Origin of the sequence: Tepidibacillus infernus, from assembly GCF_048898065.1 — a bacterium.
GTDB lineage: Bacteria > Bacillota > Bacilli > Tepidibacillales > Tepidibacillaceae > Tepidibacillus_B > Tepidibacillus_B infernus.
The window spans coordinates 1892668-1914199 of sequence record NZ_JBLWFI010000001.1 but is presented as its reverse complement, the minus strand read 5'-3'; the positions used below and the strand labels follow the sequence as shown (position 1 = coordinate 1914199).

At 37.8% G+C, this 21532-nt stretch carries 20 protein-coding genes; 18 read left to right on the top strand and 2 right to left on the bottom strand.

Going from position 1 to position 21532, the window contains the following annotated elements; translation table 11 throughout:
• The first annotated feature begins 91 nt into the window (after nt 1-91).
• The 8 genes from TEPIDINF_RS09645 to TEPIDINF_RS09610 all read left to right on the top strand — a co-directional run bounded on the left by TEPIDINF_RS09645 (nt 92) and on the right by TEPIDINF_RS09610 (nt 11306).
• Nucleotides 92-1582 carry a sensor histidine kinase gene (locus TEPIDINF_RS09645; RefSeq protein WP_068726115.1) on the top strand — a complete coding sequence of 497 codons (1491 nt, stop codon included), beginning with the start codon at nt 92-94 and terminating at the stop codon, nt 1580-1582.
• Complete coding sequence (locus TEPIDINF_RS09640) at nt 1548-2189, top strand: response regulator (RefSeq protein ID WP_068726113.1); 642 nt, start codon at nt 1548-1550, stop codon at nt 2187-2189. Before TEPIDINF_RS09645 ends, TEPIDINF_RS09640 begins: the two co-directional genes overlap by 35 nt.
• Before the next feature lie 151 nt (nt 2190-2340).
• Entirely contained in the window at nt 2341-2814 is a 474-nt protein-coding gene (locus TEPIDINF_RS09635; RefSeq protein WP_068726112.1) for a hypothetical protein, read from the top strand.
• A 15-nt stretch (nt 2815-2829) separates the two neighbouring features.
• Nucleotides 2830-3159: a hypothetical protein gene (locus TEPIDINF_RS09630; protein ID WP_068726111.1), complete on the top strand. Its 330-nt coding sequence runs from the start codon at nt 2830-2832 to the stop codon at nt 3157-3159.
• A gap of 268 nt (nt 3160-3427) precedes the next feature.
• Nucleotides 3428-5647: an acyl-CoA dehydratase activase gene (locus TEPIDINF_RS09625; protein WP_421691865.1), complete on the top strand. Its 2220-nt coding sequence runs from the start codon at nt 3428-3430 to the stop codon at nt 5645-5647.
• Complete coding sequence (locus TEPIDINF_RS09620) at nt 5648-8260, top strand: acyl-CoA dehydratase activase-related protein (protein ID WP_421691864.1); 2613 nt, start codon at nt 5648-5650, stop codon at nt 8258-8260.
• A 181-nt stretch (nt 8261-8441) separates the two neighbouring features.
• Complete coding sequence (locus tag TEPIDINF_RS09615; protein ID WP_069800960.1) at nt 8442-9467, top strand: LacI family DNA-binding transcriptional regulator; 1026 nt, start codon at nt 8442-8444, stop codon at nt 9465-9467.
• Between the two features lie 102 nt (nt 9468-9569).
• Nucleotides 9570-11306: an alpha-glycosidase gene (locus TEPIDINF_RS09610; RefSeq protein WP_421691863.1), complete on the top strand. Its 1737-nt coding sequence runs from the start codon at nt 9570-9572 to the stop codon at nt 11304-11306.
• 47 nt (nt 11307-11353) lie between these two features.
• On the opposite strand, the gene TEPIDINF_RS09605 is transcribed toward TEPIDINF_RS09610, so the two are convergent.
• Nucleotides 11354-11671, bottom strand: a complete 318-nt coding sequence (locus tag TEPIDINF_RS09605) for a type II toxin-antitoxin system RelE/ParE family toxin (protein WP_069800955.1) — start codon at nt 11669-11671, stop codon at nt 11354-11356.
• Nucleotides 11658-11927 carry a type II toxin-antitoxin system Phd/YefM family antitoxin gene (locus tag TEPIDINF_RS09600; RefSeq protein ID WP_069800953.1) on the bottom strand — a complete coding sequence of 90 codons (270 nt, stop codon included), beginning with the start codon at nt 11925-11927 and terminating at the stop codon, nt 11658-11660. The genes TEPIDINF_RS09605 and TEPIDINF_RS09600 overlap by 14 nt, the downstream gene beginning before the upstream one ends.
• Nucleotides 11928-12139: 212 nt before the next feature.
• On the opposite strand from TEPIDINF_RS09600, the gene TEPIDINF_RS09595 reads away from it, so the two are divergent.
• The 10 genes from TEPIDINF_RS09595 to TEPIDINF_RS09550 all read left to right on the top strand — a co-directional run bounded on the left by TEPIDINF_RS09595 (nt 12140) and on the right by TEPIDINF_RS09550 (nt 21388).
• The gene (locus TEPIDINF_RS09595) at nt 12140-13321 is read left to right on the top strand and encodes an ATP phosphoribosyltransferase regulatory subunit (RefSeq protein WP_421691862.1); all 1182 of its coding nucleotides are present in this window, start codon (nt 12140-12142) and stop codon (nt 13319-13321) included.
• Between the two features lie 28 nt (nt 13322-13349).
• Nucleotides 13350-13949 carry an ATP phosphoribosyltransferase gene (gene hisG / locus TEPIDINF_RS09590; RefSeq protein WP_421692160.1) on the top strand — a complete coding sequence of 200 codons (600 nt, stop codon included), beginning with the start codon at nt 13350-13352 and terminating at the stop codon, nt 13947-13949.
• A 12-nt stretch (nt 13950-13961) separates the two neighbouring features.
• Nucleotides 13962-15242 (top strand): histidinol dehydrogenase, encoded by a 1281-nt coding sequence (gene hisD, locus TEPIDINF_RS09585; protein ID WP_421691861.1) that lies wholly within the window; start codon nt 13962-13964, stop codon nt 15240-15242.
• Entirely contained in the window at nt 15235-15831 is a 597-nt protein-coding gene (gene hisB / locus TEPIDINF_RS09580) for an imidazoleglycerol-phosphate dehydratase HisB (protein WP_421691860.1), read from the top strand. Before hisD ends, hisB begins: the two co-directional genes overlap by 8 nt.
• Nucleotides 15831-16439, top strand: coding sequence for an imidazole glycerol phosphate synthase subunit HisH (hisH, locus tag TEPIDINF_RS09575; RefSeq protein ID WP_069800943.1), 609 nt, complete (start codon nt 15831-15833; stop codon nt 16437-16439). Before hisB ends, hisH begins: the two co-directional genes overlap by 1 nt.
• Nucleotides 16436-17155: a 1-(5-phosphoribosyl)-5-[(5-phosphoribosylamino)methylideneamino]imidazole-4-carboxamide isomerase gene (hisA, locus tag TEPIDINF_RS09570; protein ID WP_421691859.1), complete on the top strand. Its 720-nt coding sequence runs from the start codon at nt 16436-16438 to the stop codon at nt 17153-17155. Before hisH ends, hisA begins: the two co-directional genes overlap by 4 nt.
• Nucleotides 17156-17167: 12 nt before the next feature.
• Nucleotides 17168-17926: an imidazole glycerol phosphate synthase subunit HisF gene (gene hisF, locus TEPIDINF_RS09565; RefSeq protein WP_421691858.1), complete on the top strand. Its 759-nt coding sequence runs from the start codon at nt 17168-17170 to the stop codon at nt 17924-17926.
• Nucleotides 17923-18576 carry a bifunctional phosphoribosyl-AMP cyclohydrolase/phosphoribosyl-ATP diphosphatase HisIE gene (hisIE, locus tag TEPIDINF_RS09560; protein WP_421691857.1) on the top strand — a complete coding sequence of 218 codons (654 nt, stop codon included), beginning with the start codon at nt 17923-17925 and terminating at the stop codon, nt 18574-18576. The genes hisF and hisIE overlap by 4 nt, the downstream gene beginning before the upstream one ends.
• Before the next feature lie 95 nt (nt 18577-18671).
• Nucleotides 18672-19478: a histidinol-phosphatase HisJ gene (hisJ, locus tag TEPIDINF_RS09555; RefSeq protein ID WP_068726084.1), complete on the top strand. Its 807-nt coding sequence runs from the start codon at nt 18672-18674 to the stop codon at nt 19476-19478.
• Nucleotides 19479-19663: 185 nt separating this feature from the next.
• A complete protein-coding gene (locus TEPIDINF_RS09550; RefSeq protein WP_421691856.1) occupies nt 19664-21388 on the top strand; it encodes a tetratricopeptide repeat protein in 1725 nt (574 codons plus the stop codon).
• Nucleotides 21389-21532: the final 144 nt, after the last annotated feature.

Here is a 21532-nt window from a genome sequence, read left to right as displayed (position 1 = left end):
CAAAATTGACGAATATTAAAGCTAATAGTAATGATATAATGACAAAAAGAGGAAATTGATATAATGTCTATTTCTAAGGGGGAGGAATTTTTTGTCTATCCTAGCTGCATTTTTTGAAACGAATCATGTGGTTATTTCTTTTGTTTATCCTCTTACCTTTTTCCTTATGGGTTTTGGAATTCTATTAAAAAATACCGTTCACAGTCATTTTTATTTGGCGAAAAGTTTATATTATCTAGCCTTATTTGGCATTTTGCATGGAATTGCTGACTGGGGAGTTGCATTTATTCCTCTTCAAAAGAGCTATTTAAACGCTTCACAAATCTACGTTTTAGAGTCTATCCAATTTATTATCAATGCCATTTCCTTCTTTTTCCTTTTTTACTTTGGTATGCATTTGCTTATTCAAACGAAAAAATGGGATCGTAAGTTTTTATTCATCCCAATGTTTGTCTTATTAGTATGGTTTTCTCATTTTATTTTCCTTGAGCCGATTTTTGTTGATGAAAAGAATCAAGACTGGTGGTTTGCAATTAGTGATATCTGGGCTCGTTACCTCTTAGCTTTTCCTGGGGGAGCAATAAGCAGCTATGCCCTATTTTTACAAAAAAGACAATTTCAAAGTTTTGGTGTTCCTTCTATGACACGAATTTTGTATTTGGCGATGGGCTCCGTTGCTTCTTATGCTTTAGCTGGTGGTTTGATTGTTCCTTACGCACCAGTTCTTCCAGCGATTCTCTTTAACTCAGATCTTTTCTTTCATACCACAGGAATTCCGATTGAATTATTTAGAGGGTTAAGTGCTTTTCTAATGGCCTTTTTTATTCTGAAAATTTTAAAAGTATTTGATCTGGAATATCAAAACTATTTCTATCAAGCAGAAAAAACGAAAGCGGTGGTAGAGGAGAGAAGTAAGATTGCTAGGGACCTTCATGATGGAATGATTCAATCCATTTATGCTACGGGGCTTCAATTGGAAAGAGTCCGTAACATGCTTCTCACCGATAATAAAGAAAATAAAATCGAACAATCAGCCATTGAACTACAAGTGATTGTAAAAAGACTAAATGATCTGATTCGAGAGATTAGGGGATATATCAAAAAATTGAAAATGCCAGTAAATCAAGAGGCAACGATGAAAGAAGAAATAAAACGTTTAATCGAGGAAATGGATATTAAGCATGAATTGCAGATTCTATTCCAATATGATTTCCAAGGTGAAGATCCTCCTTTGTCGCAAACAGTGCAAATCTACTATATTGTAAAAGAGGCTTTGAGTAATGTTTTGCGCCATGCAAACGCATCAAAAGTCATGATTTCGGTCCAAGGAAACCGCAAAAAATATGAGGTTGAAATAGAAGATAACGGAACAGGAATGGGAAATATAGAAGGATACATAGAAAAGGAGGAGCCAGAGTTTTTTAGACAAGGAATAAAAAATATGAGATTTCGTGCCCAGTCTATTGGAGGGAGTTTAATCATTTCTTCAGTAAAAGGAGTAGGGACAAGGCTCACATTACAAGTTAAAAATGAGGGGAGGATGGAAAATGGACAAGAAGATCAAATTGCTGCTAGTGGATGATAGTGAAATGGTACGGATGGGTCTAAAAAGCTTACTTACGATTTATCCTAGAATTGAAATTGTGGGGGAAGCAGTCAGTGGAGATGAAGCAATCGCTTTATCTATTGAAAAAAAGCCGGACGTCATTCTAATGGATGTCCGAATGCCACATAAAAGCGGTATTGAAGCATGCAAGGAAATCTTAAAAATTCAACCTTCTACCTATGTGATTATGCTCACTTCTCATGATGATGAAGAGGCGATCTATGATTCTGTAAAGGTGGGGGCTAGTGGCTATATATTAAAAGAGATTTGTTCCCAGGATTTAATTCGTGCTATTGAAGCAGTCGTTGAAGGGAAATCTCTTCTTGATCCAACGATTACAACAAAATTACTAAGGAAAATACGTCAGTCGGAAGAAGCGAAAAAAATAAATGAACTCACGTATCAAGAAAGACAGGTTCTTTGTTTGATAGCTGAAGGAAAGACAAATCGAGAAATTGCAGAGACGATGGTTCTAAGTGAAAAGACGATTCGAAACTATGTTAGTCAAATATTAGCTAAATTAGAAGTGAATAATCGCGCAGAAGCAGCCGCTTTTGCTGTTCGCTATCATTTAAATGAGTAACGTGTTAATGGGAAACAATGTCCTGAGAAAATAAGGGACATTGTTCCTTTTTTTTTTAGAGAGGACCTTCACTAGTGGTCTTTTTTAAGCCATGAGATAATAAAGTCACAAGGAGCTCCTTAATATTAATAAATGAAAGTGGGGGTACGCTATGTTTAAAGTGTTTACGACAATGCCTCATGTCATGTTTGGTGTATGGGGAATTATTATGGCTGTTTGGGCACTTGTAGAACTTTTAAATGTGAATGAAAAGAATATCAAAAGGCTAAGAATCGTAAGTGTTTTATCATCAGTATTTATCTGGATTTCTTACATTGTTGGCGGATGGTGGTATTGGGTTTATTATGGAGCACAAGATGTAGGTGACAAATTCATTATTAAAGCTGGATCGTTCCCTGCAGCACATGCTTTCTTCATGGAAGCAAAGGAACATATCTTCTTTATCCTTCTACTTGCTAGTATGGTTCTTCCAATCATTGCCTATAATGATAAGTTAATTGGGAATAAGCATATTCAAAAATTAGCAATATCTGTTGCCATTATTTCTATCGTCCTTGGTTTTGGTATGGAGGGCATGGGTTCCATGATTACTAAAGGTGTAAAACTAGGTCTATTAGGTCAATAGGAGGGAGAGATCAGAATGGAAGTTAAAGTGGAAAATCAAGGGTTAAGTCAGAAAACCATCGGATTTGGAATAGCCTTTGCCGTCGCAAATATTTTTAATGCAGTGCTGATGATTTTCAAAGAAATGGTTACCCCATTTAAAGACTGGATGGCTTCTCTTACAGGCCATCACTGGGCAACACATGGAGTTTTCACTATCGGATTATTCCTTATACTTGGATTTATCTTATCTAAAAAGGATTTATCGGCGAAGTATAATGCAACAAAATTGATGAACATGGCTATCTGGTCTGCAGTGATTGGTACGGTCTTAATTAGTGGATTTTTCCTGACACATATCTTATAGGAAAATTTAAAAGTCTATTACTTACCTACAAGGTCCCAAGTTTTGGGGCCTTTTTCAATTAAAACAAAGTAACTAAATTGTGTATTACATAAAAATCGACTTTTGGAGCCTCTTTGTTACCTTTATTTTTAATCATACAAAAAGGCGTACAACGGAGCTCGTCGTAATACACTATTTTTTATAATAGTATTAAAATAGAGGGAGAATGGGTAAAATAAATTATTGATTGATGAATAGGTAAATATGGATAAGAAAAAGGTGTGTGAAAATGGATAAGGTTTATATCGGAGTGGATATTGGCTCAGCAACGGTAAAAGTAGCTGGAATCTCAAGAGATGGTGAGTTGATAGGAACCTCTCTATATCTTCGTCACGATCAGTTCCCAAGCCAAGTGGATGCTGTGAAAAATGCCCTTCGCACTTATCTTGAAAGTGTTCCCCAATATCAAGTGGGAGGAATTGGGTTAACAGGTAGCGGCCGGGAATTAAATCGTCACATGATTGGCGGGGATTTAACCAAAACGGAAATTTTTGCCCATTCTGTTGGTATCCAACACTTAGTAAAAAAAGGTTTTGTAAAAATAGAAAACAATGGAATCAAAGAACCTATCGATAAAATAGGAACCATTATTGAAATTGGTGGACAAGATTCGAAAGTGATTGTGTTTGATAAAGCAAATGTCCCTGTTTACTTTAATATGAACACGATTTGCTCTGCTGGGACTGGTGAGTTTCTTAAACAAATTGCCGATGAAGCAGGTATTTCTTTAAATCAATTTGGCCCTATTGCGTTAGAAGCTATGCAGTCTGCTAGAATTGATTCGACCTGTACCGTATTTTCTAGACGGGATTTCCGTCATTTGACACAAAAGGGTGTGCCATTAGCTGAACGTTTAGCTGGAATTTGTGATGCAATGGTAACCAATTACCTTAAAAATGTTGTAAAAGATGTTCCTTTGCCTAGCCCGATTGTTTTTCAAGGTGGAGTAGCCTTTAATCAAGGAGTAAAAAGGGCTTTTGAACATCATTTAGGTGTGGAAGTCATCATTCCACCTTATCATGACATTGTTGGAGCTTTAGGAATGGCCGCCATCGTATTGGAAGAAAAAAAAGATTCTGCTAATCAAACTTCTTTTAAAGAGGACTTCTTTATTCGAGATTTTGATAGCCAAATTCGTTATTGCCATGGTTGTCAAAATGCTTGTGAATTGTCTCAACCTCTTGAAAAAAGTGAGGAAGGGATCCATATTTTAGACACGTTGGGTGGCAGATGTGAAGGTGCCTTCCAAGCTAAAAATGTCAAAGAAATCCCGCAATCACAGAAAAACATTAAAATTCCGATCCATCGTGAAAAGAGTAAAATCGTGATCAACAATGAAAGATCACTCCATTCTGATGTAAGATCGATAGATGGTATTTATTTTGCTGGGATCGATGGAGGGTCAAGAGGGACGAAATACGCATTAATTAAAGGGACACAAACCGGAATAGAAATCATCTCTGTTGGTTCAGTTGAAACTTCTGGAGATGCAATTAAAGCGATTCAAGCTGCCTTGATTGAATTAAAAAAACACCTACCATTAGGAGAAAGCTTAGGAGGTGTTGGAACAACAGGGAGTGCAGGGGAATTAGCTAGAGATATGATTACCACAAAGGCTAAATATACCTCTGATGTAAAGGTAACGGAAATCTTAGCACATACCACATGGGCTCAATATATGGTACCTGGTGTGAAGGTGATTATGGATATTGGTGGAAATGATGCGAAAATTATTGTGATCAATGACCACGGAATTGAATTTGCAATGAATGATAAATGTGCGGCAGGTGCAGGAGCTTTTATTGAAGCGATTGCTAAGCGATTTGAGATTCCTTTGGATCAATTTGGTCCAATTGCGCTTACTTCTCATTCACCAGCGAGAATATCAGGACGTTGTGCGGTCTTCGGCGAATCAGATATCATCCATAAAGCACGGGCAGGCTTTCCTACTAAAGATTTATTGATGGGGCTTGCTTATTCCATTTGTAGAACCTATTTATCTGATATCGGCAAAGGAAAGGTATTATCTGTACCGATTGTGGCTCAAGGAGGAACGTTTTTAAACCAAGCGATTCAACATGCTTTTAAAGAAACCTTACAGCTTTCTGAAGAAGAGTTCATTATTGCTAAGGATCGAAGATTAGTTGTTGGTGCAGGTGCATTAGGAGCAGCCCTCCTAGCAAAAGATGCATATGCAAAAGGTATGAATTCTAGTTTTAAAGGGTTTGATACAATTCTCTCTTCTACATATCACACGAGGACATTAACGTGTAAGCATCCTTCATGTGATCGAACCTGTCATGGGGTGATTACTTTATTAGAGGATGATCAGCCAATAGCTGGCTATAAATCAATCAACTGTGATTTTGGGCTGTTTGAAGGAATGATTGAGGATGACGCTTCAAAAAAACACATCGAAACATTATTGCTTGAAAGGGGGTTGGCATAGATGGTTGTTGATAAAAGCAAGCCTATCGTCGGAATTTCCACTGCCTTTACAGGGAAATATGTGGCAGTAAAGCTGGTTATACGTTTTTTAGAATTGATGAGTATTCCTTTGATTAAAAGTACGGTAACCAAGCCAAATATGATTGAAGCGGCAAGCGCAATCGCGAGTGCAGATTATTGTTTACCCCTTCGAGTCTATATTGGGCATATTTATCAACTGATTCATGAACACCCTGAGATTGATGTTCTTTTAACTCCAATAATCAAAGGAGAACACGATGATTCAAGTACTTGTGCAAAATATCGTGATTTGGATGGCGTTGTGATTCGTTCCCTTAGCAGTATCACGGGATACCGTTTAAAGCAAAGCAATTATAGACATCAAGAACATTTAAATCTGCTGATGAACGAAGAAATAGTCGAAAGGTTGGCGGAAAAAGGAGACCATTTCCCAAGAGTGATTGCACCTGAAATCGATTCTTTAGATGAAAACCATTTAAGACAGGTTTGTGCTCATGTTTATGGAGATCTTTTTCAGTGGAAGAAGGCAAAAAAATTAGCCTTTTTAATGAAAAGAGATTGGTCTGATGCTAGAAATGATGAATTTAAAGAAATTGACCAGGCATTTAAAAAAGCATATCAAGATGTGATTGAAAAACAATCGGATCGATATCTAAAATTACTTAAAGATCCTACAAAGGTTCGTCTGGCATTAGTAGGAAGAAATTATTTAGTTGAGGATTCCGCATTATCTGCAGATGTTAAAATCTATTTTACGAAAAAAGGCGTCTCTGTCATCACGATGCAAGACCTTCCATTTTGGGAATTACAACCGTATTACCAGAATGTAAATGGTTTTTATGATACGCATCGTTTAGGGCAGGCCTTTATCGATAAAATGATCGATCATGTAGACGGATTTATTCTGGTTGGCAGCTTTGGTTGTCATCCAGATGCCTTTCAAGTTGAATATTTTGCTAAATATATCTCGGATCAAGGCAAAGCATGTTGGACTTTTAAATTTGATGAGCAAACAGGTGGTGTCGGTTTTCATACCCGATACGAAACCATTTTAGGATTTCTACAGCAAAAAAGAGATGAAAGGATTCAAAAGTTAGAAGGTATTCAAGATATGATCTCTCATATATCAGTTGCCTCAAAACCAGTGACCTTAAAGAATGAAGAACATTTACCAAAGGAGAAGAAACCACTTTTCATCTGGCCATATATGGGAGATGGGATTGGCCTAATTCTTAAGGATATCTGGCATCAGTTAGGATTAAGCGATTTTCTCTATCCCCCAAAAACTGTAAATGAAGAAACAATCATTAAAGGAAATGTTCATTATACAGAAACCTGTTCTCCTTTTGCTTTAAGTATGGGAAGTATTCGACAAACGTTAGATAGAGTAGTAAACGATTTAGAAGAGCAGGCAAACATCAAAGGGGGTCAAGTTGAACCGAGAAGGATCATCATTTTGATGGCGAGAGGAAAAGGGCCTTGTACATTTGGCTGGTATGCGATTGCAGGGGAACCAGCCTTATTAAAAGAGTATCAACCTATTTTACAAAAATATGGACATACTCTAGAAATGTTTACGTTAGATAATGAAGGAAGAAACTTGCTTGCCTTTTTACAACAAGTATCTACATTGGCTACTCATGATCGCTTAGCTCATTTGGTAAAAAGTCTTGAACAATTCCTACATAAACAGGAATTAAATGTAATCCAGGCTATGAAAGTGCAGACTCAGTTATTGAAAATGTTGAAAAACTTGGTTTGGCCGGGTTGGGAAAAATTGTTGGCCTATGAGGATTTGCAAAACAAAGCATTAATCGTACGGGCTCATGAAACAAAAAGAGGAACTACGACGCAAATATTAAGAAAATGGATCCGACGATTGGATGAGGTTCATACCATTCCTGAAATCTTACAAGTGAAGGAAAAAGCATTAAAAGAGTTAGAACAAATAGAACAGGATCAGGAAATAAAGCCAAAGGTCGTTGTAGTTGGAGAAATTTATGTGTCCCTAACCTCCTTTGCCAATCGAGGGACTGTTGATAATTTACTAGGAATGTTAGGGATTGAAGCAGTGGAAGGAATGAGATTAAGCCATTTTATTCGTGGTGCCTTTAAAGGACTTAAAGCTCATTTTATTCAGAAACATCCGCTATTAAAACCAATCCTACAAGGGCTCACAGATAAAGGGTTATATTCCCCTAACCGTTGGGTAAGAGAGCCTATGGCCAAACCTTTCCTTGAACATGAAGTTGGTGGAGACGGACAACCGACAGTAGCCCATGCAAGACACCATATAGAGCATGATGGGGTAGATGGAATTGTGCATCTTTATCCTTTTAAATGTATGCCTGAAGGAATGGCAAAGGATGCTTTGGCAGAAATGTGTCAAATCTATGGGATAAAGAGTATTCATCTCTCCTTTGATAAGGAAATTGAGATCGAGCGTTTAAAGACGGAAATCAACACATTTGCCTCTCTTCTTCATCAAGAGATTGCAATGAGGGGTGACATACGGTCTTATCGGGAAGAAGAGATTCAGCGAAGGCAACAAATTGGCCATACAATAGAAAAAGTTTATCAGTATTCTAAATAAAGGAATTGCGTTTTACAACGCTGCTCCGTCATCCATGCCTTTCTTTGATTGGAAGAATATCAGAGAAAGGCATTTCTTTTTTTCTTTCAATTTGCTGTAAAGTATTCTATAATAAAAATAATGCAAACGTTTGAATTAAATTAAAATAAATTGATACCGTTTACAGGAGAGTGTTATTTTTATGTCTGTTACGATTAAAGATATTGCAAGGGTCTGTGGTGTATCACCAAGTACCGTATCTAGGGTCATTGCAGACAATCCTCGAATCAGCCCTGAAACCAAGAAAAAGGTGAGGGAGGCGATGGAGGAATTAGGCTACCATCCTAATTTTAATGCAAGAAGTTTGGTTGCCAATTCTACTTCCACGATTGGGATTATGATGCCAAGGGCTTCTGAAGAAGCTTTTATGCATCCTTTTTTCCCTGAGGTAATTAGAGGCATTAGTGTTGCAGCCCATGAAAGGGACTATATGGTGTTGATGAGTACAGGAACAACCCATGATGAGCAATTGGATACCTTGTCAAAAATGGTTTTAGGAAAAAGAGTAGATGGAGTAGTATTGCTTAGCTCCCGAATCAATGATCCATTTATCTCATTGCTAATTAAGTGGAACTTTCCTTTTGTCTTAATCGGCAGCCCTCAACAAGAAAATGAAGAAGAGCAAAAATTGGTTAACTATGTGGACAATGACAACATTCAAGCTGCAAAGGCTGCAACAATCTATTTGCTTGAATTAGGGCATCGAAGGATCGCTTTTATTGGTGGATCCAACAAGTTAGTGGTGACAAGGCATCGTTTAGCTGGATTTAAACAAGCATTATTGGAAAAAGGATTACCTTTTGACCAATCCTGCGTCTCATTTGTGGAATTTAGCAAGGAAGCAGGTTATGAAGCAATTGAACATTGCTTTGGACAAGCAGAACCGCCAACCGCAATTTTAGTCACGGATGATTTGATTGCTCTTGGGGTTTTAGCAGCTTTGCAAGAGAAAGGATTTAAGATACCAGAGGATGTTGCTGTCATTAGTTTTAATAATTTTGCGATGGCTGAGTTATCATCGCCATCTCTATCTTCAGTCGATATTTCTGTATTTCAATTAGGATACCAATCGGCAAGCAGATTATTCGCTTTAATTGATGACTCTAATCTAGAACCAGAAAAAATTATCGTTCCAACCAAGTTAGTGATTAGGCAATCTAGCCAATAAATTAATTGAACCTATTTTAACATGGTTAGAAAATTTCTGAGTTAGACAGGGGTTTACCTCCTGCTTTAAAATAATATCTCAAGGGTTAGGAGAGTGTTGTTGATGTTATTAGAATCTATTTTTCATCAACCTTATGGTAGCTTTGCTTTTCCAATTGATGGTCATACTTTGCGGATCCGGATTCGTGCAAAAAAAGGAGATGTAGAACAAGTGACTGTCTTACATGGTGATCGATATCAACCAATTGAGCATGATGTTCCTTTGCGCATGAAAAAGGTCGCATCTGATGATTTATTTGATTATTTTTCTTGTGATCTTCCATCGAAAACTAGAAGAATTCGCTATACCTTTTATTTAGAAGCAAATGGTTCTGGAGTTTGGTATGGGGATAAGGGAATTGCAAATGAACGTGTTGCGGTAGGCGATTTCCAATTTCCATTTATTAATGAACAGGATTTATTCGAGGTACCAGAATGGGTGAAAAAAGGAATTGTTTATCAAATCTTCCCCGAACGTTTTGCCAATGGCAACACTAAAAACGACCCGGAAAATGTGGAGCCATGGGGTGGCAAACCTACTCCTCATAATTTCTTTGGCGGTGATTTAGAAGGAATGATTGAAAAGCTACCTTATTTAGATGATTTAGGCGTCAATGTCATTTATATGACACCTGTTTTTGAATCACCTTCTAATCATAAATACAATACGACTGATTATTATAAAATCGACCCTCATTTTGGGGATTTAGATACAGTAAAGAAATTGGTTAAAGAGAGTCATAAACGAGGAATAAAAGTGATTTTTGACGCTGTCTTTAATCATTGTGGTTATGATTTCTTCGCTTTCCAAGATGTTGTCAAAAATGGAGAAAAGTCTAAATATAAAGATTGGTTCTATATTGAAAGTTTCCCAATTGTAACAGAACCACACCCCAATTATGAGACCTTTGCCAATGATGTATGGACGATGCCAAAGTTGAAAACAAGCAACCCTGAAGTAAAAGAGTATTTATTAAATGTGGCTCGTTATTGGATTGAAGAAGCGGGAATTGATGGTTGGCGCTTAGATGTGGCCAATGAAGTTGACCATGATTTTTGGAGGGCCTTCCGTAAAGTGGTGAGAGAAGCGAATCCAGAGGCATTAATCATTGGCGAAATCTGGCATGATTCTGCACCATGGTTAGAAGGGGATCAATATGATTCTGTCATGAACTACTTATTTAGAGAAGCGATCTTTGACTTCTTTGCTAGACGAAATATTGGTGTAAGCACCCTTGATGCAAGACTAGCAAAGGCAAGAATGAAATATCGCGATCAAGCCAATTATGCGATGTTTAACTTAATTGATAGTCATGACACAGAGAGATTTTTAACCTCTGTTGGTGAAAAAGAAGAATTGTTACGTTTAGCCGCTTTATTCCAAATGACCTATATCGGAATGCCAATGGTTTACTATGGCACTGAAATTGGGATGACAGGGAAGAACGATCCAGATTGCCGTAAGACCTATGTCTGGGATGAAAAGGAACAAAATCGTGATCTCTTTGATTATTACAAGAAATTGATTCAGATTCGCAAATCCAATCTTGAACTTACCCATGGAGATGTAGAAACGGTTCTCATCGATGAGATCAATCAGGTTTATGCCTTTGCAAGAAACTATGAAGGTAAATCAGCCGTTGTTGTGATCAATTCATTACAAAAAGAACAAGAGGTAGAGATCCCAGTTGCGAAAAAGACAGGCAAGGTAAAAGACTTATTAACCAAAGAGACTTATCCAGTAAAAGATGGCAAGGTAAAAGTAAAACTGGCTGGCTATCAAGGGGTAATCTTGAAGTAGAATAAAAACATAATAAATTAGGGCTACCTTTAGGGTGGCCCTTTATTTCATTCTATTTGATTTTTCAAAATCTGTGAGTAATTTCTTGCACCATGTAGTATACGATACACAAGAATTTTGTTATCTATAAGACGGTAGAAGACAATATAAGGGTCAACAATTATCATTCTAAAGTTGAATTTTATTAAAGAACGTTCATGTAGCAGTTTTCCTGAATGTGGATAATTTTCTAGACGACGCAGAGAATCTATAATAGTTTCCAGCATATTAGCTGCAGCCTGAGGGTTATCTATCATAATATAGTCGAATATTTCGTCTAAATCTGAATAAGCAGAAGGAAGTAACTCTACTTTATAGCTTTCCATTAATTTTTTCCTTTAAGTGCTTGTATGCTTCGTCAAGTGAAATGGTTGGTTCCCCTGCAAGGCGTTGTTCTTCTGCAATTAATAGTTTTTCACGTAGATCAAGCATGGCCTCTCTACGTATAAAGGCATCAATGCTCATTACAACAAGATCACCTTCGCCATTTCGTGTGATATAGATCGGTTCTGCTTTTTCATGGGCAAGTTGAGCGATAGCGTTATAGTCGTTACGTAGCGTTGTTGAGGGTTTTATAATCATATTCAATAACCTCCAATCATGTTATCTACAATTATTATATGATTATTCTATCAGAATATAGATAACAAGTAAAAGGGAAGAATGGAGAAAGAGGAAACTCTAGTGAAAACTTTCTTCTTGACCTTTGTGTCCTCTGGTGATAGACTTTTATAAAATACTTTAGTTTGGTAGCAAACTAAAGTAAACAGAACGTTTAGAAAAGGTGAAAAAGGATGGGTAAACTACAGAGCTTTGAGAAACCAATCGGGTTTCGAGATTTATTACCAAACATAACAGCCAAAAAAAGATGGATGGAAAATCAATTACAAGGATTATTTCATAGATGGGGATATCAGGAAATTGTTACACCAACCTTAGAATATGATGAAACAGTTGGCAAAGCAAGTGCCATTCCAAGCAATAAGACCTTTAAATTACTTGATCGATTAGGTCATACATTAGTATTACGTCCTGATATGACAGCGCCAATAGGTAGAGTGGTTTCTTCTTTATTAAAAAATCAAGATTTACCCTACCGTATTTCTTATCATTCTAATGTGTTTAGAGCTCAAGAGCATGAGGCAGGAAGAGCTGCAGAGTTCTATCAATCTGGTGTAGAGTTGATTGGAGAAGGAACGCCTGATGCAGATGCTGAAGTTCTTGTTTTAGCGATCGAGTCTTTGAAACAAGTTAAAGTAGGGGCTTTTCGTTTGGTTATTGGCCATACCGGATTTTTACAAGGAGTTTTAGCAGAATGGGTAACTGATCAAGAAGTCCAAACAAAAATGAGAGAAGCACTTTCTGAGAAAAATATGGTAGGGTATCAACAACTTGTTGATGAATTTGTAGATTCGGAAAAAGGGCAAAAAGTACTCCAATCTTTATTATCATTTCAAGGTGATGGAGCTATGCTAGAGCAAGCCTTAAACATTGCCGTGTCTTATCAAGCAAAACAAGCGATCAGTGAATTGGTAGAAATATGGAAATTATTAAAACTGTATGATGTAGAGACTTATATTACGTTCGACCTTACACTTGTACCCCATTTGGACTATTACACTGGTATGGTGTTTGAGGGAACAACGGAACGGATTGGTTTTCCCATTCTCAGTGGGGGTCGTTATGATACTTTATTAAAAGCTTTCGATAATTCCTTAGCTGCAACGGGTTTTGCTTTGCATATGGATCGGATTCTAGATGTTTCAGAGGTTCAATTACCGACGGAAAGACGAATAAAAGTAATCTATGATCAGGCACATCGAGATCAAGCCTTAAGCTATGCGTTTAAATTAAGAAGAGAAGAACAGATCATGGTGGAAACCCACCGGATCGAAAAGAATGAAAAAGAAGTTTTTAAACAAAGTTTAGAATATCCTATAGAAATCATCGCATTTATTGGAGAGGAGGAAGCTTAAGGTGAAAAGGGATATATTAACCATTGCGATGCCAAAGGGAAGGATTATGGAAGAGGCAATGGAGATTTGGCAAAAAGCTAGGCTTCCTATACCTTTTGACTTAGAAGATACACGTAAATTAATTTTGACCATTGAGGGTGAGGCAGTAGAATGGATTCTGGCTAAACCGATGGATGTCCCAACCTATGTGGAATACGGGGTCGCAGATATTGGCATCGTTGGTAAAGATGTTTTAATGGAAACTGAACGTGAAGTATACGAATTATTGGATTTGAAAATTAGTCCTTGCCGCTTGTCAGTTGCAGGGTTACCGCAAACGATCAATCATGAGATCGTACCTAGAATTGCGAGTAAATACCCACGTGTGGCAGAAAAATATTTTCGTGAACAAGGAAAACAAGTCGAAGTAGTTCAACTTCATGGATCTGTTGAATTGGGGCCAATTATTGGTTTAGCTGATCGAATTGTAGATATTGTCTCTACAGGAAGGACATTAAATGAAAACGGCTTAGTAGAAATGGAAACGATCGCTCATATTACCACTCGATTGATAGCCAACCAAGTGAGCTATCGGATGAAACAGGAAAAAATTAAGGAGATTATTGAAAGATTATCTGAGGTCATTTAGGGGTGATGGTTGATGATTCAAATCTATCGGAATTATGCTGAATTTAAACAACGGGAAGTTGGAGAAGATACAGAAGCAAAAAGAAAAGCAGTTCTTGATATTATTTGTCAGGTTAGAGAAAAAGGGGATCAAGCCCTTTTTGCTTTCACTGAGGCCTTTGATAAGGTGAAGTTAACTCAATTACAAGTACCATTGGAACAAATTGAGCAAGCAGACCAAAATCAAAATCCTCTATTTGTCAGTTCATTACAAGAAGCAGCTGAAAAAATTCGTGCTTTTCATCAAAAACAAAAGAAAGATTCTTGGTTTATGACAGAAGAAGATGGGACAATCTTAGGACAACGTTTAACGGCAATGGATCGCGTGGGTATTTATGTACCAGGTGGAACTGCTGCCTATCCTTCCTCTGTGTTAATGAATGCCATTCCTGCTCAAGTGGCTGGGGTAGGAGAAATTATCATGGTTTCTCCGCCAAATCAAGAGGGAACCATTCATCCTCATGTATTATTAGCAGCAAAAATTTTAGGGATAAAAGAAGTGTATGCGATAGGTGGGGCACAGGCAGTTGCCGCTTTGGCATATGGTACAGAATCGATCAAACCTGTCGATAAAATTGTTGGTCCAGGAAATATCTATGTGGCCTTAGCAAAACGAGAAGTTTTTGGCCAAGTAGGGATAGATATGATCGCAGGACCTAGTGAAATTGCGATTGTTGCAGATGAAGCTGCAAACCCTATCTATATCGCAGCGGATTTGCTATCCCAAGCAGAGCATGATCCGATGGCCTCTTCGATTCTTTTCACTCCTTCATTTTCATTAGCAGAAGAAGTGCAAAAAGAAGTGGAACGTCAATTACAAACCTTACCTAGAGAAAAAATTGCAAGGGAAGCGATTGATCAATATGGTGGAATTATTGTCGTCAACCACTTAGACGAGGCTTTTGAACAAGTGAATCTGTTGGCACCTGAACACTTAGAATTGATGGTTGAGCAGCCTTTTGACTGGCTGGCCAAAGTGAAGCATGCAGGGGCAATCTTCTTGGGAAGGTATAGTTCAGAGCCAGTGGGTGATTACTTTGCTGGTCCTAATCATGTCCTCCCGACCAGTGGAACGGCCCGCTTTTCCTCGCCACTGAATGTCGATGATTTTATGAAGAAATCAAGCATTATCTTTTATAGTAAACAAGCTTTTTTTAGTCATGGGAAGAAAATCATCGCTCTAGCCGAACAAGAAGGTTTACATGCACATGGTCGTGCCATTCAAGTACGATTGGAAGGTGAAAATAATGAATAATAACAAACGTACAGCAACGATTTACCGGAAAACTAATGAAACGGAGATTGAGGTTACGATCCATTTAGACGGAGAGGGAAAAACAACATTAGACACGGGTGTACCCTTTCTTGAGCATATGCTAGATTTATTCAGTAAGCATGGACAGTTCGATTTAACAGTAAAAGCAAAGGGAGATATACAGATTGATGACCACCATACTGTTGAAGATATTGCGATCTGCTTAGGTCAAGCCTTTCGAGAGGCCCTAGGTTCAAAAGAAGGAATCCAGCGTTATGGCATGAGTTTTGTCCCAATGGATGAAGCCTTAGGTCAAGTAATCGTAGATATCAGTAATAGATCTCATTTAGAATATCGAATCGACTTGCCTGATCGCCGAATCGGAACATTTGCGACTGAGCTTTTCCATGAATTTTTATGGAAATTTGCATTGGAAGCAAGAATTACTTTACATGCAATTGTACACTATGGCAGAAATAGCCACCATATGATTGAATCGATTTTTAAAGCATTAGGTAGAAGTTTGGATCAAGCGACCCAAATCAATCCTAAACAAAAGGGAATTCCTTCAAGTAAAGGAGTACTGTGATGATTACAATTATTGATTACGGAATGGGAAATCTGCATAGCGTACAAAAAGCGTTGGAACGGTTAGGATATGCTGCCTTTGCTACAGATCAAAAAGAGAAAATTTTGAATAGCAGTGGGGTGATCTTACCCGGTGTTGGGGCGTTTGGCGATGCAATGGAAAACCTAAGGAGAAAAGAATTGGTTCCTGTTATTCATCAAGTGGTTGAACAAGGAACACCATTCTTAGGGATTTGTCTAGGGATGCAATTGCTTTTTAGTACAAGTAATGAGCATGGGTTTCATCAGGGATTAGGTGTATTTTCTGGCCATGTCAAACGTTTTGAAGGAAATTTTAAAATTCCTCATATGGGATGGAATCAATTGATTAAAGAAAAAGATCACCCATTATTTACGGATATTGAATTAGGTCATGTCTATTTTGTTCATTCCTATTTTGTAGAGTTAGAAGATTCTTCGTTATTGTTGGCTTCAACGGATTATTATGGGAAGGTTCCAGCTGTTGTTGGTAGAGAAAAAGTAATTGGGATGCAATTTCACCCGGAGAAAAGTGGAAAAGTCGGAATGACTCTTTTAAACCAGTTTGCGAAATGGAGTGTGGAAGCATGAGTTGGACGATTTATCCTGCGATTGATCTTCGTGGTGGACAATGTGTCCGATTATTTCAAGGGGATTATGGGCAAGAAACGACCTATGGCGATCCTATCGAGATGGCAAGAAGATGGGAAAAAGAAGGAACAGCATGGCTTCATTTAGTTGATTTGGACGGGGCAAAAGTAGGAGCACCAGTTCAGATGGAGCTGATTGGTGAAATAGCAAAAAATGTAAAGATACCGATTCAAGTAGGTGGAGGGATTCGTACTTTAGATACGATTGAGGATTATCTAAATCTAGGGATCAACCGAGTAATTCTTGGCACAGCAGCTTTAGAAAATGAAGAATTATTAAAGCAGGCACTTTCCCTAAATCCTGAAGCGATTGTGGTGGGAATCGATGCAAGAGATGGCTTTGTGGCTACACGGGGATGGCTTGATACAAGCCAAGTTCTAGCGGTTGAATTAGGACAAAGGTTGGCTGAACTTGGAGTTCAAACCTTTATTTTTACCGATATTGCTAAGGATGGAACACTATCCGGCCCCAATGTGGAAGCAACACAGAATTTTGCTTTAAAAACCAAAGCAAAGGTGATAGCATCTGGAGGAGTGAGTTCTCCAGAAGATCTTTTTAAATTAAAAACTTTAGAGTCTGATGGTGTCGTTGGTGCCATCGTAGGAAAGGCATTGTATACAGGGAAAATCTCTCTTAAAGAAATGATGGGTAAGTAGGAGGGGTCAGGTGTGTTAACAAAACGAATTATTCCTTGCCTTGATGTGAAGGATGGGCGAGTGGTTAAAGGGATTCAGTTTATACAGTTAAGAGATGCTGGTGATCCTGTAGAATTAGCTAAGGTTTATGATGAAGCCGGAGCAGACGAACTCGTTTTTTTAGATATCTCCGCAACCTATGAGGGAAGAAAAACAATGATAGAAGTCGTGGAAAAAACAGCTGCCTCTATTTCAATTCCCTTCACCGTTGGAGGAGGAATCAGTTCTGTTGAAGATATGAGAAATATCCTGCGGGCAGGTGCAGACAAAATTTCGATCAATACGAAAGCAGTAGAACAACCTACATTGATTACTGAAGGGGCAAAAGTGTTTGGAAACCAATGTATCGTCGTAGCGATTGATGCTAGATATAATGATGAATGGGAAGATTACGAGGTCGTTACCCATGGCGGGAGAAAAGCGACTGGATTAAAAGTGATAGAATGGGCAAAAGAAGTAGAAAAAAAAGGCGCAGGGGAAATCCTGTTAACCAGTATGGATCAAGATGGGAAAAAACAAGGGTTTGATCTAAAACTGACCAGATTGGTATCTGAAGCAGTAGGCATTCCAGTCATCGCTTCTGGTGGCGGAGGAAATGCTGAACATTTTTATGAGGCCTTTCAAGTAGGAAAAGCTGATGCAGCATTAGCAGCCTCTATTTTTCATTATGGAGAAGTGAAAATTCCTGAATTAAAAGAAACGCTTCGAAAAAAAGGAGTCATTGTTCGATGAACCAGAATGATATCAATACAATAAAGTGGAATGAAAAAGGGCTAATTCCTGCAGTGGTTCAAGATAACGACAGTAAACAGGTTTTGATGGTCGCCTATATGAATCAAGAATCTTTGACAAAAACGCTTGAAACGAAAGAAACTTGGTTTTGGAGTCGTTCTAGACAGGAGTTGTGGCATAAGGGAGCAACTTCGGGACACATCCAAAAAGTAAAGGATATCAAATTAGATTGTGATCAAGATACATTACTCATTTTCGTTGAACAGGTAGGTGTTGCTTGCCATACAGGTTCTTATAGCTGTTTTGGTGAGAAAGAAGAGGGAGAATCTAGCAACATTTTAGAGGATTTAGCTGAGCTGATTGCAAGGCGTGATCAAGAACGACCAGAAGGCTCCTATACTACCTATCTTTTTGATCAGGGAATCGATAAAATTTTGAAAAAAGTCGGCGAAGAGACGAGTGAGGTAATCATTGCCACCAAGAATGAGAATCGCCAAGAGCTCATTGCTGAAGCAAGTGATTTACTCTATCATCTACTTGTTCTATTTCAGGCAAAGGGTATTCAATTAGATGAGATAATGAAAGAGTTAAAACAAAGGCATCAAGGGCAAAACCAGGATCAAAAATATGAGCGTAAACCAAAATTATAGGGAAATTGCATTTTGCAACACACTTCGTCATCCGTGCCGAGCAAAACGCAATTTTTGGTATGAGTTTAATCTTATGTAAATAGGATGTGATACAGATGTTTGTCGACTATCATACACACCACGAACGCTGTGGGCATGCAACAGGGGTGTTAAGAGATTACGTAGAGCAAGCGATTAAAGTTGGACTCCAGCAAATTGGATTATCTGACCATATGCCAATTATTCATCTGCCAAAGGAAAAAATATATCCCGGAAGTGCGATGGAACTTGATGAACTTGAAGAATATGTAAAAGAAGTGCTTAATTTAAAGGCAGAATATCAAAACCAGATTGAGATCAAACTTGGCTTAGAAGGAGATTATATAGAAGGATATGAAGAGCAGATCGAAAAGCTTCTTTCTCCATATCCTTTTGATTATATTATTGGTTCTGTTCATTTCTTAGGTGAATGGGATCATTCGGATAGTAGGCAGATGGAGGGTTGGAGAAAAAAGCCAATCTCAGAGATTTTCGCCGAATATTACCAAGCGGTTCAAAGGGCTGCAAAATCTGGGTTATATGATATCGTTGGCCATTTTGATGTAATCAAAAAACATGGACATGCTCCCGAAAAGGATATTAGTCCAATCATTGATGAAACCTTACAAGTGATCAAAGCAAGTGGTATGGCAATGGAAGTGAACACTTCCGGGTTATTTAAAGTTGTAAAGGAAGTATTTCCTGCTCCTAGTATTATTCAAAAAGCAGTTGATTTAGAGATTCCGTTTACTTTAGGATCTGATGCACATCAGCCAGAGCATGTTCATGTAGGGGTAGAAGAGGGACGAAAGTTACTCAAAGAGTTTGGCGTTCAACAAATTGCAACTTTTACTGAAAGACAAAGAATCATGGTATCCTTGTAAGAGAATTGTGTTTTACAACGCGCTCCGTCATCCATGCCCTTCTATGAATTAAAATCAAAAGGAGAGAAGGGCATTCCTGAAGGTCGCAGCTTATGCAAAACACAATTCTGTCTGAAACGTGGAGGTTTAAAATCGAATGTGATATACTTATCTCAATGAATCTGCGGTTTAGCTGGAGGATACAGATGAAAAAAAACTATCGTACATCCGCTCACCCAAAAGGGGATAAAATTATTCCAATGTCTTTTAATGCCAATTTTTTCTTTGAACGGGCGATGAGACAAATTGATCGTAACAATTATACGAAGGCATTAAAGTATTTTTGGAGAACAGTAGATTTTGAACCGAATAATCCGATTCACTTTTTAAATATTGCTGGCTTATTATCGGAAATGGGGCGTTTTCCCGAGTCAAATAATATTTTACTTCATATTGTTGAAAAACTAGATCCAACCCTTACAGAATGCTATTTTTACCTTGCTAATAATTATGCGCATATGGAAGATATGGAATCTGCATATCGATATATTCAAAACTATATAGAGGCAGAGCCAGATGGTGTGTATATTGAGGAAGCGCTAGAAATGGTTGAGTATTTATCTATGGAGATTGAGCAAATAGAATTTGAGGAAGACGAGGAGCAAAAGGAATTATTACTCCACCATCATCGGATCAAAAGTTTGCTAGAAGAAGGAAAATTTTATGAAGCGATTAAGCAATTTAAACAATTTCTTGAAGAATATCCTGATTTTTTAGCTGCTAGAAACAATTTAGCATTGGCTTATTTTTATATTGGAAATACACATAAAGCGATTGAACAAACAAAGATCGTCTTGGAACATGATCATGCGAATATTCATGCCCTTTGTAATTTGGCGATTTTTTATCAACAGACAGATGAATTAGAGCAATTGAAGCAAGTGCTTGAGTTATTAAAGAAGGTTTATCCTATTCACCCAGAACAGCTTTACAAACTTGCAACGACCTTTGCTATTTTAGGAGAACATGAAAAGGTTTTTGAGCATTTTAGCCGATCGATAAATGTTTTTAAACAGCATGACCCTGTTTTACTTCATTATGCTGCAATGGCAGCCTTCAATACGAAGCGATATACCTATGCTCAAAAATGGTGGGAGCAGATTTTAAAAATAGATTCTAAGTCTATGGTTGCAAGGTTTTATTTAGACCTACTTTCTCAGGTTGAAAAACATAAAGTGGAACTGACATTTCCCGTATTCACTTACCACTATGAATTACCATTTGAAGAGTTAATCAATCTGCTTAAACAAGAACCTAAACTTTTAAAACAAGATCCCTTTATTTTATCATCTCTCACATGGGCGATTGAAAATGGCGATGATGAGATAAAGGAAGTCATTTTGCTTGGGCTTGGGCTTTTAGATTGTCATAAAGCTGAAGAAATCTTAAGAGATTTCCTTTTAGATGAACAACAATCTACTTCATTAAAAAAGAAGGCGGTTACTGCTTTAGAGGAAATGAGAGCAAAACCCCCTTATCTAGTCAAAATCAATGGGAAGGTAGTTCAATTTGAACGGCAAACCCCGGATTTTCGGAAGTGGAAACAAAGCTGGCTAGAAGTATTGGAGTGGACTGAAAAATTTATGAAATTAAACTATAGCATTATGGAGGTATATGATGCCAAGATGTTATGGTATGAGTTCATTAGCAAAACCCAGCCTGATACTCCTCAAATTAGAAAGGTGAAAGGATGGGTGGCTGCATTAGAATATCTAGTGGCCATAATTCATCAAAAACCAATCTCTTTTGAAGCCCTTACTATGAAGTATCAAGTATCTAAACAAACCATATCAAAACACGTTCAAGAATTAAGGGCAATCCTTCAGGTGAGTATTAAAACAAAAGCCCTTAACCAATTGAAAAACGGTTAATACGGGCTAAAAGCCCGTTTTTAACTTCCCTCCGAAAGAAGTCTCCCACTTCTAAACGTGAAGGTGTGCCAGCACCAGTGAAAGTAGGAGATGAATTTCGGTTAGGCGTAGCCTAAAGTTGTCTTTTTTTGCTATGATATAATC

Bases quoted from the DNA above. Each gene is read 5' to 3' on its own strand.
- TEPIDINF_RS09615 (WP_069800960.1), top strand. From the start codon at position 8,442: ATGTCTGTTACGATTAAAGATATTGCAAGGGTCTGTGGTGTATCACCA.
- TEPIDINF_RS09595 (WP_421691862.1), top strand. From the start codon at position 12,140: ATGGGTAAACTACAGAGCTTTGAGAAACCAATCGGGTTTCGAGATTTA.
- hisG (WP_421692160.1), top strand. From the start codon at position 13,350: ATGCCAAAGGGAAGGATTATGGAAGAGGCAATGGAGATTTGGCAAAAA.
- TEPIDINF_RS09605 (WP_069800955.1), bottom strand. From the start codon at position 11,671: ATGGAAAGCTATAAAGTAGAGTTACTTCCTTCTGCTTATTCAGATTTA.
- hisJ (WP_068726084.1), top strand. From the start codon at position 18,672: ATGTTTGTCGACTATCATACACACCACGAACGCTGTGGGCATGCAACA.
- TEPIDINF_RS09600 (WP_069800953.1), bottom strand. From the start codon at position 11,927: ATGATTATAAAACCCTCAACAACGCTACGTAACGACTATAACGCTATC.
- TEPIDINF_RS09550 (WP_421691856.1), top strand. From the start codon at position 19,664: ATGAAAAAAAACTATCGTACATCCGCTCACCCAAAAGGGGATAAAATT.
- TEPIDINF_RS09620 (WP_421691864.1), top strand. From the start codon at position 5,648: ATGGTTGTTGATAAAAGCAAGCCTATCGTCGGAATTTCCACTGCCTTT.
- hisH (WP_069800943.1), top strand. From the start codon at position 15,831: ATGATTACAATTATTGATTACGGAATGGGAAATCTGCATAGCGTACAA.
- hisA (WP_421691859.1), top strand. From the start codon at position 16,436: ATGAGTTGGACGATTTATCCTGCGATTGATCTTCGTGGTGGACAATGT.
- hisIE (WP_421691857.1), top strand. From the start codon at position 17,923: ATGAACCAGAATGATATCAATACAATAAAGTGGAATGAAAAAGGGCTA.
- TEPIDINF_RS09630 (WP_068726111.1), top strand. From the start codon at position 2,830: ATGGAAGTTAAAGTGGAAAATCAAGGGTTAAGTCAGAAAACCATCGGA.
- TEPIDINF_RS09640 (WP_068726113.1), top strand. From the start codon at position 1,548: ATGGACAAGAAGATCAAATTGCTGCTAGTGGATGATAGTGAAATGGTA.
- TEPIDINF_RS09625 (WP_421691865.1), top strand. From the start codon at position 3,428: ATGGATAAGGTTTATATCGGAGTGGATATTGGCTCAGCAACGGTAAAA.
- TEPIDINF_RS09635 (WP_068726112.1), top strand. From the start codon at position 2,341: ATGTTTAAAGTGTTTACGACAATGCCTCATGTCATGTTTGGTGTATGG.
- hisB (WP_421691860.1), top strand. From the start codon at position 15,235: ATGAATAATAACAAACGTACAGCAACGATTTACCGGAAAACTAATGAA.
- hisD (WP_421691861.1), top strand. From the start codon at position 13,962: ATGATTCAAATCTATCGGAATTATGCTGAATTTAAACAACGGGAAGTT.
- TEPIDINF_RS09610 (WP_421691863.1), top strand. From the start codon at position 9,570: ATGTTATTAGAATCTATTTTTCATCAACCTTATGGTAGCTTTGCTTTT.